Annotated in this window: 13 protein-coding genes; 9 read left to right on the top strand and 4 right to left on the bottom strand. The window is 62.3% G+C overall.

What is annotated here, in order from left to right:
- Positions 1-11: 11 nt before the first annotated feature.
- The 3 genes from ACYVGC_RS18730 to ACYVGC_RS18720 are packed head-to-tail and all read right to left on the bottom strand — an operon-like array spanning position 12 to position 1853.
- On the bottom strand, positions 12-431 hold the full coding sequence (locus ACYVGC_RS18730) for a MauE/DoxX family redox-associated membrane protein (RefSeq protein WP_460585485.1): 420 nt from the start codon (positions 429-431) through the stop codon (positions 12-14).
- Between the two features lie 37 nt (positions 432-468).
- Positions 469-1569 (bottom strand): hypothetical protein, encoded by a 1101-nt coding sequence (locus ACYVGC_RS18725; RefSeq protein ID WP_460585383.1) that lies wholly within the window; start codon positions 1567-1569, stop codon positions 469-471.
- Positions 1570-1616: 47 nt separating this feature from the next.
- The gene (locus ACYVGC_RS18720; RefSeq protein ID WP_460585382.1) at positions 1617-1853 is read right to left on the bottom strand and encodes a hypothetical protein; all 237 of its coding nucleotides are present in this window, start codon (positions 1851-1853) and stop codon (positions 1617-1619) included.
- A 272-nt stretch (positions 1854-2125) separates the two neighbouring features.
- On the opposite strand from ACYVGC_RS18720, the gene ACYVGC_RS18715 reads away from it, so the two are divergent.
- The 3 genes from ACYVGC_RS18715 (at position 2126) to ACYVGC_RS18705 (ending at position 5042) form a co-directional block, all read left to right on the top strand.
- Entirely contained in the window at positions 2126-2389 is a 264-nt protein-coding gene (locus tag ACYVGC_RS18715) for a hypothetical protein (RefSeq protein WP_460585381.1), read from the top strand.
- A 45-nt stretch (positions 2390-2434) separates the two neighbouring features.
- Entirely contained in the window at positions 2435-3883 is a 1449-nt protein-coding gene (hisS, locus tag ACYVGC_RS18710; RefSeq protein WP_460585380.1) for a histidine--tRNA ligase, read from the top strand.
- 61 nt (positions 3884-3944) lie between these two features.
- On the top strand, positions 3945-5042 hold the full coding sequence (locus tag ACYVGC_RS18705; RefSeq protein ID WP_460585379.1) for a hypothetical protein: 1098 nt from the start codon (positions 3945-3947) through the stop codon (positions 5040-5042).
- Positions 5043-5083: 41 nt separating this feature from the next.
- Here the strand turns inward: ACYVGC_RS18705 and ACYVGC_RS18700 are convergent, their stop codons facing one another.
- Entirely contained in the window at positions 5084-5752 is a 669-nt protein-coding gene (locus tag ACYVGC_RS18700; protein ID WP_460585378.1) for a TetR/AcrR family transcriptional regulator, read from the bottom strand.
- 185 nt (positions 5753-5937) lie between these two features.
- Here ACYVGC_RS18700 and ACYVGC_RS18695 point away from each other — a divergent pair, with 185 nt between their 5' ends.
- The 6 genes from ACYVGC_RS18695 (at position 5938) to ACYVGC_RS18670 (ending at position 15077) form a co-directional block, all read left to right on the top strand.
- Entirely contained in the window at positions 5938-7191 is a 1254-nt protein-coding gene (locus tag ACYVGC_RS18695; protein WP_460585377.1) for a M1 aminopeptidase family protein, read from the top strand.
- 182 nt (positions 7192-7373) lie between these two features.
- Entirely contained in the window at positions 7374-7790 is a 417-nt protein-coding gene (locus ACYVGC_RS18690) for a hypothetical protein (protein WP_460585376.1), read from the top strand.
- Complete coding sequence (locus ACYVGC_RS18685) at positions 7787-9526, top strand: type 1 glutamine amidotransferase family protein (protein WP_460585375.1); 1740 nt, start codon at positions 7787-7789, stop codon at positions 9524-9526. The genes ACYVGC_RS18690 and ACYVGC_RS18685 overlap by 4 nt, the downstream gene beginning before the upstream one ends.
- A 99-nt stretch (positions 9527-9625) precedes the next feature.
- Entirely contained in the window at positions 9626-11113 is a 1488-nt protein-coding gene (locus ACYVGC_RS18680; RefSeq protein ID WP_460585374.1) for an HAL/PAL/TAL family ammonia-lyase, read from the top strand.
- 18 nt (positions 11114-11131) lie between these two features.
- A complete protein-coding gene (locus ACYVGC_RS18675) occupies positions 11132-13162 on the top strand; it encodes a gliding motility-associated C-terminal domain-containing protein (RefSeq protein ID WP_460585373.1) in 2031 nt (676 codons plus the stop codon).
- Positions 13163-13361: 199 nt separating this feature from the next.
- Positions 13362-15077 (top strand): hypothetical protein, encoded by a 1716-nt coding sequence (locus tag ACYVGC_RS18670; protein WP_460585372.1) that lies wholly within the window; start codon positions 13362-13364, stop codon positions 15075-15077.
- Positions 15078-15352 lie beyond the last annotated feature (275 nt).

Here is a 15352-nt window from a genome sequence, read left to right as displayed (position 1 = left end):
AAACAGCTGTTTTATTCTTCATTCAAAAACCCGATGACGCAGGAAACTAGCAGTAAGCTATTGAAGGCTAAGTGTTGCGGCCAGCTCAGGGCCTGTATAAAGCCACCGCAGCTACAGGGCAAGTAAGGACTGAAGTTGAGCATCAGCAAAATGTAGCCGGTGAAGAGTAGCATCAACAAAGCGGCTAGCAAAAAAGCCATTTTACGGGTTTTCTTATGCAGCAGCAGACCCGCAATGAGCAACTCCGACGCAATGACGGTACCCGCCGTGAGCGGCACCAGCTGCGCCGGAATGAGCACCGATTTCTGCATGTCAGCTATAAAGGTGTCGTATGACCTTATTTTATCCAGCGCTGTGTATAAGAAGATAAATAGAAGCGCATAGTATGCGTAAAGCCCGTATAGCTCGCGGGCGATTGCAGGATAAATCATGCCAATACAGTGGTAATTTGCGAACAAGGCCGGCTTCTTAGTTCGGCACCTTTATTTTGTAGGTGAGCAGCTTGCTGCCCGACAGCACATAGAGGAGCCCCGCCTGCACCAGCACATCGCGGGGCCGCACGTTGTACTCGCCGTTCAGGGCCAGAGACTGCACATAGCGACCCTGCGGAGTGTAAAAATCGACGAGGTTATTTTCCTTCAAATGCTCGTTTGGCGTGTCGGAGGCGACTACCGATTCTACCCCCAGCAGCCCGTCCATAAAGTGAAAGCTACTGTTGGTGAGGCGCACCGGCTCGGCATACACCATGCGCGAATTGTTCATCACCAGCGCCGTTTTGGGGCCTGTTGTAATGGTATCAATAGTATGGCTGGCCCGCACCCGCGCTGCCGTATCAATCACCCACAACGAATTTTTATAGAAGGAGACGAAGGCGAACAAGTCACGCCCATTACTTTTCAGGGTTCCGTCTTCGCTCATAGAGGTGCCCCGAAGCAGGTCTAAGGTTTTCACCACTTTGGCAGTATGCGTTGGGCCAAGCCGGTAGAGCCTGAATAAGGCCCGATAGGCCGAGTCTGTGGTAGTAAGCACGTAGTGGCCAGCCTTGCTGGCACGGGTGAAGCCCGTTCCGAGTAGCACGTGGTATTTTTCCCTAAAATTGCGGGCATCCAGCACTGTCAATCGCTTGGCTTCGGGGTCAAATACGGCTAGCTCCCCGCTGGCAGCATCCAACTCTATTGGCCCCGGCTCTGCAGAAGGCAGCTTATACGACGTGCTGGCGCTACGACCGTTCGGCACCAATACCGTATCGAAGGGCGCAACTGCCAGGATAGTAGCCGTGTTGTAGCCCCGCACAAATACTTTATTCTCAAAAACGCCCAGAAAGTAGTACGTATCTGGGGGCAACTGCTGCTTGCTAACCAAGTTAACATCCGCAGACTTTAACTTTCTAGAAAACCCCTTTTCCTTCAAAAAATGGCTGTTTGTTCGCTTAAAATTCAGCAACAGGAAGGCCAGAATACAGAATACAATTGCCAGTCCAAAACTGAGCAAGTACCTGGTTTTTATAAAACGCATACGCAAACAGTGGGTATTGGCAATATGCCAGCCAAGTAAAAAGCTGCCCCGCATTTACTACGGCGCAGCTTTTACTACTCAGTCTTGGCAGGAAAAAGCGACTAGAGGCGGATTTGAGCAACCCCGGACACGGTACGAACCTTCACTGCACTCACATAGACTTGGTAGCAGGTTTGACTGTCCGGCGCGCAACGGGCCGTTTGGGCAAACGCCGGCTTGCTGTCCAGCAGCCCTGCGTAGATAGCCACCGCCATCACAGTGGCGGGGCCCACGATAGCAAACACTTTTTTCACCTCGATGTAAAGGAGAAAAGCTTTCTCTCCATTAGCGGAGAGCAAGCCAAAAGTCTGCGTGATAGGAGAATTAAAAAAGGACAATGTGGGCTTTTTTGTGACATCATTTATTCAATGTAAATCAAGTTATAATTTTAATTTATTACTTGATTTACATTTACTTAACCTGTCTTACCTTTACCGAGAGCATCACTATTTGTGACATTTGACGCAGCAAAAAAGCTGCCGTGAAGACCGGCGGCCACGGCGGGCCAAGCCGCGGCCGCGGCATCCAAGAGCCGCTTACCACGTATAAGGCATTACTTCATCAAGTCTTCATGCGCGCCTCCTTGTCTGCATCGTTTTCCTGGGCGGCACTCGCCTGTGCAGCACTGCTGCTCACGGCCTGTGGCAACAAGCCCGACGGCACCCCCTACGGCGTGGACCCCACCAAAACGACCGCTGGCCGCCAGGCCGCCGCCACCCGCGACAGCGCCCGCCGGCGGCCCCACGATGCCATTGGCATGCCCAAGGGCGCGGAGGTAAACGCCGTGACCAGCGGGGCCCGGGCGGGCACGCCGCCAGCCAGCATGCCGCAGTAGCCGGTTGCCCCGGTGCCCGAGCCCTCCCCTTACCTTTGCGCCGACATGGAAAAACCCAGCATTCCGCAAGGCACCCGCGATTTTGGCCCCGCCCAGGTGGCGCGCCGCCAGCACATTTTCAACGTTATCCGCCGCACGTTCGAAACGTTTGGCTACGCCCCGCTCGAAACCCCGACGCTCGAAAACCTGTCGGTGCTCACCGGCAAGTATGGCGATGAGGGCGACCAGCTGCTCTTCAAAGTGCTGAACTCCGGCAACTTCCTGGTGAAGGAGCGCCGCGGCGAAATCACGCCCCTCGTAACGGCCGAAGACCTCGACGCCGGCCCCAAAGCCGTGCTACCCAAAATTGCCGAAAAGGGCCTGCGCTACGACCTCACCGTGCCCTTTGCCCGCTACGTGGCCATGAACCGCGGCACGCTCACCTTCCCCTTCAAGCGCTACCAAATGCAGCCCGTGTGGCGCGCCGATAAGCCCCAGCGCGGCCGCTACCGCGAGTTTTACCAGTGCGACGCCGACGTGGTGGGTACCAACTCGCTGCTCTGCGAAGCCGAAATTGTGCTCATGATGGCGCAAGTGCTCAATGGCCTGGGCCTGGAAGACTTTACCATCAAAATCAACCACCGCGGGGTACTGCGCAACATTTACCAGGCGTTGGGCGGCGAAGGCAAGGAGACGGACCTGTTCGTGGCCATCGACAAGCTCGACAAAATCGGGCGCGACGGCGTGGGCCGCGAGCTGCTGGCCAAGGGCTTTACGGAGCCCACCATCGACATCCTGTTTGCCCTGCTGGGCGTGGAGGGCGACTACGCCGAAAAGCTGGAGCGCCTGATGGTGGGCTTCGTGACGGCCGGCGTGGAACCTGACGGCCTGCGCCCCACCGACGACAGCGACGACGACGATGACGCCGCCTACTACCGCGGCCTCAACGAGCTGGCCGAAGTGCGCGACCTGCTGCAAGCCAGCGGCTTCCGGCAGTTCGACCGGCTGGAGTTTGACCCCACCCTGGCCCGCGGCCTGAGCTACTACACGGGCTGCATCTTCGAAGTCAAAATCAACAACGTGGCCATGGGCAGCGTGAGTGGTGGCGGCCGCTACGACAACCTCACGGGCAGCTTTGGCCTGCCGGGCGTGAGCGGCGTGGGCTTTTCCTTCGGCGTCGACCGCCTCTACGACTGCCTCGAAAGCCTGGAGCTGTTCACCGAAACCGCCGAAACGCCCACCCGCGTACTGCTCACGCACTTCGACGCGGCCAGCGGCCGCGCCGCCCTGCCCCTGCTGGCCGAGTTGCGCGCCGCCGGCATCCCGGCCGAGCTCTACCCCGACGCTAGCAAGCTGCAAAAACAGTTCAAGTACGCCGATGCCAAGGGCATTCCGCTGGTGCTAGTGCTGGGCCCCGAGGAGCTGGCCGCCGGCCTGGCCAAAATCAAAATCATGAAAACCGGCGAGGAGAAAACCTTGGCAATGGACGAGGTAGTGAGCGCGCTCACAGTATGAGCCCTTTCCAAAAACGCACCGGCCGGGTAAGGGCCGGTGCGTTTTTTTAGTAGGCACCTTGGTGGTGGCTACTGGCGCCGCGCCCGTGGCGCGCCCCCGCCCTTTAAAGCTCACTGAGCAGCGACCCGAGCACGCGCACCGCTACACGGGTACCGTTGGGAGCCAAGCCGTTACCGTAGAGCTGCGCTGGCAGCGGCCCGATTCCGTCATGGGTGGCTTTTACTACCACCGCCGCCCCAACGTGTATGGCCTCACCTACCAAAAGCCCCGCGTTAAAGCCAAGGCGCTGGCGCTGGCGGTTACTGGTAGCCCGTCCAACTACTACGAGCCGGCTGGCACCTGGCAGTTCACAAGTGGCCCGCCCGGCGCGGTGCTGGCGGGCAGCTGGGTGCGGCCTGGCCAGCCGGCGCAGGCCTTCGTGCTGCACGAAAGCTACGCGGGAGCCGTGCGCTATACCCTTCAGAATCTGTTGCTAACTGGTGGGCCACCCGAGCCCGACCCAATCCGCGGTCGCGTGCTTACGTACGAGCGCACCTTCCTGACGCTGACGCAACCCGCGGCAGTGCCGGGTAAGCTACAGCGCGTGCTGGCCTCGAGCCCAGCCATTCGCCGCCGGCAAATGCTGGCCGGGCGCGAAAGCGATGCTGATGCCCACGTATGGCTAGAAGTGACCCTCAATGACTTCGGCCTCTTTAGCTACCAAATCAGCTACGATGCATTACCCTTTGGCGGCCAGCACCAGAACGACGCCCAAAGTGCCCTCTTTGCCGTAGCCACGGGCCAGCCCCTGACGGTAGCCAGCCAGCTGCGGCCCGGCTACGAGCGGCCCCTGCGCCGCTTACTCAGCGCCCACTTACTGCACGACGACAACCCCCAATTCGACGAAGTAAATAAAGAGCACAACAACGAATGGCGCTGGCGCAACAAATACGAAAACCCGAGCCAACTGGTACCGCTACCCGACCTGGAGGAAGACAGCGCCGACGACCTGACTCTAACCGCGGCGGGGCTGGAGGCTACGTATTCGCCCTTCAGCCTGTACGAATCACCGGGCGGCATGATGCCTTTTTACACCGTCCTCATCCCCTACCGCGAGCTGCGCCCGCTGGTGCGCCCCGGCACCCCACTGGCCCGCATGCTGTGGGCGCGGGGCCTATAGTAGCGGAACGTATCTTTTGGCGTTACTATCTCATTACCAAGCTAATAAAACGGATGTGCCTCTTGCAGACGGCGCGCTACCAGCGCGCCCGCTGGCGTGGTAATGCCAGCCATAAATACGTCCAGCATCGCCCGGTGCGCTTCGGCACTCTCCACGCCAGCGGCTTCGGGTGCGCCCAGGGTGCGCACTTGCGCAAACCAGCGCTCTACGTGCACGTCCATGTCCAGGGTAGCGTGGTAGAGGTCCTGGAGGATGCCCCAGCGCAGGTTGTTGCGCAGGTGCTCCACTGGGAAACTCGTCATGTAGGCCTGCCAGCGCTGGCGGCAGGCGGGGTAGTCGGCCGCTAGCTGCTGAAAAAATGGGCTGAGGCTCACCTTCATTTCCTGGCTTATCCAGTTGCGCAGTATCAGCAGCTCCTCCACAGCGGTGGAGCAGTGCTCCTTGTGGCGAAACAGCTCGGTGTGGATAAACATGGCGTGGGCATCGACCACGGCCTCCACCAGGGGCGTTTTATCCGCAAACCACCGGCGCACCGCGTGCTCGGGCATGCGCAGGTGGCGGCCAATGTCGGCCATCGACACCTCGGCAATACCCTGCTGCAAGTAGAGCTCGCGGGCCGCCGCCACAACGCGGGTGCGCTCATGGGCATCGGGCAGTTGGGCCGGGTCGGGGTCGAGAGCGGCAGTGGCCAAGGTGGGAGGAAGCAACATAGGGCAGGCCACCGGGGCGGTGGGAATAGTATTGGTCTTTATACCTGATTGGCGGGCGCCGGTTGCGGGCCTGGCGGGCGGGCGGGCGGAGTTATAGACAATTTGCACCTGGGCCGCGCCTAAGAGTAGCTAGCGGCGGACGGCCAACCTACTGCATGAGGGCCACCTCACTTACTTTGCAGCCAATGTCTTCTCCTCCAATCTACTGCTGGCTGCTCGTACTACTTATTTGCGGCGGCACCTTCGCTAGCCGGGCCACGCCCATTGTGCGCATCCGCTTGCAGGTGGCACCGGGCACCCGTTCCTTTACCTGCCGCTACCAGTTCACGCTGCCCGCCTCGGATACGACCTCCGTAGTGCAGTTGAACCTGAACCATGCGTACAAGCTGCTGCGCGTGCGCAGTACCCAGGCGCGGCAGCAGCGGGTCACCACCATGGTGTACACGGGCGACACGGTGCACCAGGTGCAGGTGCGCTACGCGCCCCACCCGCGGCGGCGGCAGGTGGAGCTCACGTACGCAGGCACGCTGGCCAAGGGAGAATTCACGGACCAAGTGGCCGTCTTTAGCGGCCACAGCAGCTGGCTACCTTTCCGGCCCTATGCCGAATATGAACTGGTGGCGTATGAGCTGGTGGTGCAAGCTCCGGCCGCCTACCAGGTGCGCAGCACCACCGCGGCCGTGCGGCAACGGCCCGGCGAGTGGGTGTTTCGCGGCACCACCAGCCACATTGAGCCCACTGCCTTCCTGGCGCAGCACTTCTACCAAAGCACGTCGGCCTCGACCCCACCCATTACGCTGGTGAAAACGGGCGCCCCCCTGGCCCGGCCCGATACGGTGCTGCTGCACCAAGCCGAAGCCATTGTAGCGTTTTACAACCGCACCATCGGCCGGCAGGACCCCATAGGGCGGTTTACCATTTTCCTGCCCGGCACCAACAGCGGGGCCTACGGGCTGCTCGACGATGCCACCGTTATCACCTACACCTCCTTTGACGTTACTACGCAGGAAGATTTGCTGATTCTGGCCCACGAGCTAAGCCACAAGTGGTGGGCCTACGGCTCGTTTCACGATGAAAACGGCTGGCTCAGCGAAGCATTTGCTACCTATTCGAGCCTTTTATACCTGCAAGCCAGCGGCGACGAAGCCGGGTACCGGGCCGAACTGGCCCGCCTGGCCGCCTCGGCAGCCGGCACGCCCCCGCTCTGGGGGTTCGACCGCTACCAGCACCCGTTTCCCCTGTATCGACGGGTCATTTACAACAAGGGCACCGGCATCTTAGCCGCGCTGCACCAGCGCGTTGGCACGGAGCTGTTCCTGACTATGCTGGCCCAAACGGCCGCCCAGAAAACGAGCACGACTACCGGGTTTCTCGCTACGGTGGCGCAAGTAGCCGGCCCCGAAGCTCAGGCGTGGCTAGTAGCCGAGTTGAAACGCTAGCCGTGCGGGTAGTGAAGGTTAGAGACGTTTCGGAATCAGTGTACAGCCAAGCAAGTAGCGCGGACTTTTAGTCCGCGAGTACCAAGCCACCTGGTGTAGCGCGGACTAAAAGTCCGCGCTACACCAGGCAAGTTGAGCGCCGCCAGTAGTTTGCTAAACCGTTTTAGGCGCTACTTTGCGGCATGATAAAGCACGTTTCGCTGGGGTTGGCTTTTCTAGTTAGCAGCCAAGCTATTGCCCAGGCTCCCCGCCCCAAGGCCGAAACAACTTCCTTTCAGATTGACCAGCCCTGGAGTGCCGCCGTAGACGTGCGCGCCGACATTGTGATGCTCTACGGCATCGGCGATGACTTTCCGGCGCGGGCGGCTTCGTGGGCGGGCAAAGGCTACGACGTGCAGTTTATGACCGGCATTGCCTGGGGCAACTACCAGTCCTATTTCGACGGCCGGTTTGATGGCAAAACCCACCCCGGCGACTTGCAAACGGAGCGCGACGGCACCCCTATTCTGCACGGGCCCACGGTGCCCTACGTAGTGCCCTCGCAATCTTATTTGGCCTACATGAAAACCCAGGTCAAGCAGGCCATTGACCTGGGGTGACGGCCATTTACCTGGAGGAGCCCGAGTTTTGGGCGCGCGGTGGTTACAGCGAAACCTTCAAGCAGGAGTGGCAGGCCTACTACCACGCGCCCTGGCAGCCGCAGCACGCATCGCCGGAGGCCACGTACTTGTCGTCCAAGCTCAAGTACCAGCTGTATTTCAACGCGTTGAAGGAGCTGTTTTCTTACGCCAAAAGCTACAGCGAAAGCAAGGGCCGGCGCGTGAAGTGCTTCGTGCCCACCCACTCGCTGCTCAATTACTCGGCCTGGGAAATTGTGAGCCCCGAGGCCAGCCTGGCGGCGCTGCCCGGCATGGACGGCTACATTGCCCAGGTGTGGACCGGCACGGCCCGCGTGCCCAATTACTTCCGCGGCGTGAAGAAGGAGCGGGTGTTTGAAAACGCGTTTCTGGAATATAGCTCGGTGCTGTCGATGACGGCGCCCACCAAAAAAACGGTCTACTTTCTCACCGACCCCATCGAGGACGGGGTGCGCAGCTGGGACGATTACAAGCGCAACTACGAGGCCACCTTCACGGCCGAGCTGATGTTTCCGACCGTCAATCACTTTGAGGTAATGCCCTGGCCTAATCGCATTTACCTGGGCAAGTTTCCGGTGGAGGGCCAGGCCGAGCCGCAGCCCATTGCGCCCGCCTACGCCACCCAAATGCAGGTGATGATTAACGCCCTGAACACCATGCCCCGGGCCGCCACCCACATGAGCGGCAGCCAGGGCGTGGCGGTGCTGCTCGGCAACTCGATGATGTTTCAGCGCTTCCCCACCCACAAAGGCTACGAAGACCCGCTGCTGTCCAACTTCTACGGCCTGGCGCTGCCCCTCTTCAAGCGCGGCGTGCCAGTGGGCCTGGTGCACATGGAAAACCTGGCCTACCCCGAGGCCCTGCGCGATACCAAGGTGCTGGTAATGTCCTACGCCAACATGAAGCCGACCTCGGCCCTGGTGCACGAAAAGCTGGCCGAGTGGGTGAAAGCCGGCGGCGTGCTAGTGTACTATGGCCGCGATGCCGACCCGTTTCAGCAGGTGAAAGAGTGGTGGAACACCGCCCCCCTGCACTACGCCACGCCCCTGGCGCACCTGCTGGAAATCATGCACTTACCACTCACTAAAACTGATGCCGCCTACGCCTACGGCCGGGGCAAAGTGTACGTAACGCGCACCGACCCCAAGGAGCTGGCCATGCAGGCCCAGGCCGACCAGCCCTTCGTGCAGCAAATCCAAACGGCTTACGAGCGCGATGCCCACGCGGGCCCGCTCGCCTTCAAAAACTCCTACCGCCTCGACCGCGGCCCCTACACCCTCGCCGCCGTGCTGGATGAGAATGAGAACCAGCAGCCATTGGTCATTCAGGGCCCCTTGCTGGACCTCTACGACCCCGAGCTGCCGGTGCTGCCGGCCAAGTCGGTGGCGCCCGGCCAGCAGGCTTTTCTGTACCGGCTCGCGCCCGGCCCGGCCACTAAAACGCCCCAGGTGCTGGCGGCCGCGGCCCGGGTGTACGACTTCAAGGTGCAGAAAACCAGCGTGTCGTTTTTGGCTAAAAGTCCGGCCAATACCAACAACGTGATGCGGATTCTGCTGCCGGCCAAACCCACGCAAATAGCCGCCACCCGCCAAGCGCAGGCCGAGCCAACCACCCACACCTGGGACGCCCAAACTAACACGCTACTCCTGAAATTTAAGAATTACTCGGAGGGCGTAAGCGTGAAAATCAGCCTGTAGCCCGAGCCTACCGGGGTCGACCTATTTCAACCTACAACCACCCATCGGACGGCAACTGAGTGGCCGGCCCCGTGGCCCGGCGGGCTACTTTTGCAACCTATGCCCCTCCTCTCCCTCGCCCACGCGCTCACCCTGCCCGAGCTGGCCGCCGCCTTCCAAAGCCGCGAGGCGCTTACGCTGCCCGCCGAGGCTGTGGCCTGCATGCAGGCCGGCTACGACTACCTGCACCACCGCCTGGCCGCCGCCCCCGACCAGCCCATTGAGGGCGTCAACTCGGGTCTTGACCTTGCGCATACTACTGTTATTCAGCCACATGAACAAGCCCAGCTGCAAGTAAACCTACTGATGTCACACGCCTGCGGCACCGGAGCCGAGGTACCTACTGCCTTGGTGCGCCGCATGCTGCTGCTAAAAGTGCAGAGCCTGAGCTACGGCCACAGCGGCGTGGCAGTGGCTACGGCCAAGCGCCTGCTCGACTACTTCAACCGCGATGTGTGGCCCGTGGTGTACGAGCAAGGCGCCCAAGCCGCGCTGGCGCACCTGAGCCTGCCGCTGCTGAGTTTAGGTGAAGTCAACTACCAGGGCTACCGGCTGGCGGCTAGCGACGTCAACAGTCTATTTGGCTGGGAGCCGTTGCCGCTCCAAGCCAACGAAGCGCTGGCGCTGCTCACCGGTATGCAGTTTATGCTGGCCTACGCCACCGAGGCGCTGGAGCGCACCCAGCGCCTGCTCAACGCGGCCGACGTGATTGGGGCGCTCTCCACGGAGGCCTTTGGGGGGCAGGGGCAGCCGTTTGCCGAAAGCGTGCAGCGCCTGCGGCCGCACGCCGGGCAGGCGCTGGTGGCCGCTCGCCTGCGCGGGCTGCTGGCCGGCTCCGGGCTGCCAGCCCAGCCCCGCGATGGCGGGCCGGACCCCTACTCCTTCCGGTGCCAGCCGCAGGTGCACGGGGCCAGCCGCGACGCGGTGGCCTACGTGGCCCAAACCATCGAAATCGAGTGCAACTCGGTGACGGACAACCCCAATATCTTCCCCGATGAAGACCTTATCCTGAGCGGGGGCAACTTTCACGGACAGCCGTTGGCCCTGGCCCTCAACCACCTGGCGCTGGCCGTGGCCGAGCTGGGCAGCATCTCGGAGCGCCGCACCAGCCAGCTTATTTCGGGGAAGCGTGGGCTGCCGGCTTTCCTGGTGGCCGAGCCGGGGCCAAACGTGGGCCTGCTGATGCCGCCGCGCACCGCCGCCAGCCTGGTGAGCCAAAACCAACAACTGTGCACGCCCGCCAGCGCCGCCAGCTACCCAGGCAGCCACGGCCAGGCCGACCACGTGAGCATGGGCGCCAACGCCGCCACCCAGGCCCGCCGGGTGGTTGATAACGTAGAGCAAATCCTGGGTATTGAGCTGCTCACGGCGGTGCAGGCGCTGGACCTGCGCCGGGCTGTGGGGTCGGGCTTCCCGCGCAGCAGCCCGGCCCTGGAAGCCGTGGCGGCCGCCTTCCGCGAGGTGGTTACCTTCGTGTCGCGCGACCAGGTGCTCTCCCCCGACTTGCACCGCGCTACCCGCTTCGTGCGGGAGTACGACTGGGCTTAAAAAGGCGTTGCTGTGAGCATGAAACCGTTTTTTCTTTCCATACTGCGCCAGGTCCTGCCCGCCTTGCTTCTGGCGGGAGCGCTGCTGGCACCAGCCGAGCCGGCTCTGGCCCAATGCACCATCAATACCCCGCCCGCGGGCTGCGCCACGCCCTTTGTAGCCATCGACGTAGCCACGGGCCAGGAAGTGCAGGCGCTATGCGTGGGCCGGGCCGTACGCTTCGACCTGAGCTGCGGCCGCACCGTAGCAGCTAATTTATTGTATTATAATGCCTTAGCTGGCACTAACGCCACACCGGCCAACTGCAACTTTATCCCTGCCCAGCTAGCTAACAACACGTTCACCCCCACCACGCCCGGCCCATTCACTATCTCGGAGCTAGCTAACCCCGCGCCCGGCAGCGGCGGCGGCACAGGCACGGTATATGTGCGCAATTTTCAAGTAGTTGCCGCACCGGCCCCCAGTTTCACGCTAGCTGCTTGCCTGAACAACACCGTCGCACTGACCCTCACCGCCAGCGGCTACGACCAGTATTTTGCCCAAGTCGGCGGCGGGGCGCTCATCGGGCCGCTGGCGGCGGGCAGCACCACCACGCTCCCGGCCGCGGCGGGCAGCAGCGTCACCATCATTGGCCGCTATCTCACCAATGGCCTGTGCAGCGGCCAGGCCACCCAACCGGTACCCACCCTGGCCGCGCCCCAAACGCCCACCCTCAGCCGCCTCACGGTGCAGGGTGCGCTACCCGGCAGCATCTCACTCGATATCAGTAACTTACCCACTGGCTATATCTACGACGTGCAGCGGGCCGATGCCAGCAGCCCCTCCGGCTTCCGGCGGGTGCAGGCCGGCATAGCGGGTAGTGGCACGCTCACCCTGGCCGCGGCCGCGGCGGGCCAGTACCGCCTGGGCCGCCGCGACGTGTGCCGCACCGATTCGGCGTTTTCGGCCTTGGTGCCCACCATCGCGCTCAGCGCCGCCTCGCTCAACAACGTCAATAACCTGACCTGGCAAACGGCCGGGCCCGTTACCGGCTACACAGTGTTGCGCGATGGCGCCGCGCTCACTACCCTGCCCGCCACGGCCACCAGCTACGCCGACGCGGCCGTGGCCTGCGGCACCCGCTACACCTACCGCTTGCAAGCCACCGTGGCCGGGGGCAGCCAATCGGTATCCACTGAGGTGGCGGTGGCTACCGTGTCTACCCTGCCCCCGCCCACACCGCTGCTCAACGCCAGCTTCAACCTGGCTAATCGCCTCACCCTCACGGCTACCCAGGCCAGCGGCGCGGCCCTGCCCGCCGGCGGCCAGTTGCTGTATAGCCGCCGGGGCGGGCCGGGCGCGCTCGACTTCGCGGCCGTGCCCACTGCCACCGATACCCTGCGCGACCCCGCTACCCTGGCTGCCCTGCTGGCCGCGCCACCCTGCTACACCGCCCGCCTGCTCGACATCTGCGGCAATACCTCGGCCGCCAGCCAGCCTACCTGCCCCAGCCTGCTCACGGTGGCCGCCGCCGACCCCGATGGCCTCACGGCGCAGCTCAGCTGGTCGGCCTTTCGGGGGCCAGGCAGCCCGGCCACGGGCGTCAGCTACCGCGTGCTCACCCTCGCCGCCGATGGCGCGGTGCTGGCCACCTCGGGCGCCCTCACCGGCCTCACCTACCTTGACCCCGCCCCGCCCACCGACCGCCAGATTCTGCGCTACCGAGTGCAGGTGAGCGGCGCGGGGCTGCCGGCCGGCACGGTCAGCTACTCCAACGTGGCCAGCCTCACGCGGCGGCCGCTGCTGGTGGTGCCCAATGCCTTTACGCCCAACGGCGACGGCCTCAACGACGTGCTGGAGCTAAAAGGCCGCTACCTAACTGGCTTTGTTTTCGTAGTAATCAACCGCGATGGCCAGGAGGTATTCCGGGCCACCGACCGCAGCCAAACCTGGGACGGCACCATTCGGGGCCACGCCCCCATCAGTTCGGCCTACGTGTGGCGCTTCACGCTGCGCGACGAGGCTGGTCAGGATTTCAGCCAGACTGGTACCGTAACTATTTTAAGATGATACGTTTACGAATATGACAACCCAAAAAGAACGTCATGCTGAGCTTGTCGAAGCATCTCTACCACGCCGGCTAGGATTACTAATCCTCACGGCGCGGTAGAGATGCTTCGACAAGCTCAGCATGACGTTCTTCCTTTAGTACGATTCAGCCAACAAGCACAAACAACCAATTAACCAACCGACCACCAACACTTTCCCCATGCCCGACTCCCAATTTGCCGCTACGTACCACCTGGGTCAGTACCAGCCGGCCATTGACGCCAAAATCGCCGACCTCAACGCGCACGATTTTACCACCCGCTTCTGGCAGAAAGACGCCACCCTGTGGACCCAGGACGCCGAGGCCCAGCAGAGCATCCGCAGCTTCATGGGCTGGCTCGACACGCCCGAGGTGATGACCAAGGCCGTGGCCGAAATCAAGCAGTTTGTGCAAGAAGTGCAAGTCGCTGGTTTTCAGCACGTAGTCGTGATGGGCATGGGCGGCAGCACCATGGCCCCCATCGTGTTCGAGCGCTCGTTTGACCAGGGCGGCCTGCCCCTCTCCATCCTCGATACCACCGACCCCGGCACCGTAGCCGCCCTCGAGGCCACGCTGCCCCTAGAACACACCCTGTTTGTGGTGGCCAGCAAGTCGGGCACCACGGCCGAGCCGCTGGCTTTCGGCGATTATTTCTACGACAAGGTAAAGGCCATCAAGGGCGACAAGGCGGGCGAAAACTTCGTAGCCATCACCGACCCCGGTTCCAAGTTCGTGACCCAGGCCACGGCCGACGGCTACCGCCACATCTTCTTGAACTTCAGCGAAGTAGGCGGCCGTTTTTCGGCGCTTACCTACTTCGGCCTGGTGCCCGCTGCCCTCTACGGTATTGATATCGAAGCCCTGCTGCACGGCGCGGTGGAGATGATGCAAGCCTGCGGCGCCAAAGGCCCGGTGGCCGACAACCCCGGCCTGCTACTGGGCACCGCCATCGGCTACCTGGCCACCCAGGGCCGCGACAAGCTCACCCTCATCACCCCCGACACCCTCAGCAGCCTGGGTTTGTGGCTGGAGCAATTGCTGGCCGAAAGCACTGGTAAAGAGGGCAAAGGCATTTTGCCCGTGGCCGGCGAGCCCTTGGGTGTCCCCGACGAGTACGGCACCGACCGCGTGTTTGTGTACGTGGGCTACGACAACTTCGCCGACCAGGCCAGCCTCGACAAGCTCAAGGCGCTGGAAGACGCCGGCCACCCGGTTGTCATCATCCGCCTAGGCGCACCCCTGGATTTGGGCCGCGAGTTCTATCGCTGGGAAATCGCGGTGGCCGTGTCGGGTATCATCTTGGCTATCAACCCCTTCGACCAGCCCAACGTGCAGGCCGCCAAAACGGCTACCGACAAGCTGATGAAGGAAGTGACCGAGAAGGGCCAACTGCCCAGCCCCGGCCAGCCCACCGCCGCCGCCGATGGCATCAGCTACTACAGCCCCACGGGCGGCACCGATGCGGCCGGCGTGCTGCTCGCTTTCTTCCAGCAGGCCCAGCCTGGCAACTTCATGACCCTGCAAGCCTACCTGCACGAGTCGGACAAGCTGAACGCCAACCTGGCCGAGTTCCGCCAGCAGGTGCAGGACAAGCTGCGCATCGCCACCACTTCGGGCTACGGCCCGCGCTTCCTGCACTCCACCGGCCAGTACCATAAGGGCGGCCCCAACGGCGGCCTGTTTGTGCAGTTCACCGCCGACCACCCGCAGGACCTGCCCCTGCCCGGCCGCACCTACACCTTCGGCACGTTTGAGAACGCCCAAGCCCAGGGCGACCTGCAAGCTCTGCGCGACAACGGCCGTCGCGCCCTGCACATCCACCTCGGCCCCCACCCCGAGCAGGCGCTGCCCACCGTGCTGGCCGCCCTCAAAACGGCCCTGGCAAAAATGGTTTAATTAATAAGTAGCCAGCTCATTATACTTTCCGAGAAGCCCGCCTTGTTTACGCAGGGCGGGTTTCTTTGTAGTTACTTAAACAGGAGTTAACCAGCTAGCTTTCCCGCTGAGTTACGCGGAGGCGAATTGCTGAGGTTCGCGGAGTGCAGTAGAAAATCTCAGCGAACCTCGGCGATTTACCTCCGCGTAACTCAGCGGGAAAGCTACCTTGCGCAAGGCCTGTCAAATAGGAGTCTGGCAGGCCTTCGCAGGCCCGGGTTTGAACTAAATTTGCC

Source organism: Hymenobacter arcticus (assembly GCF_054779975.1).
This window is presented reverse-complemented; position numbering and strand designations above follow the sequence as displayed.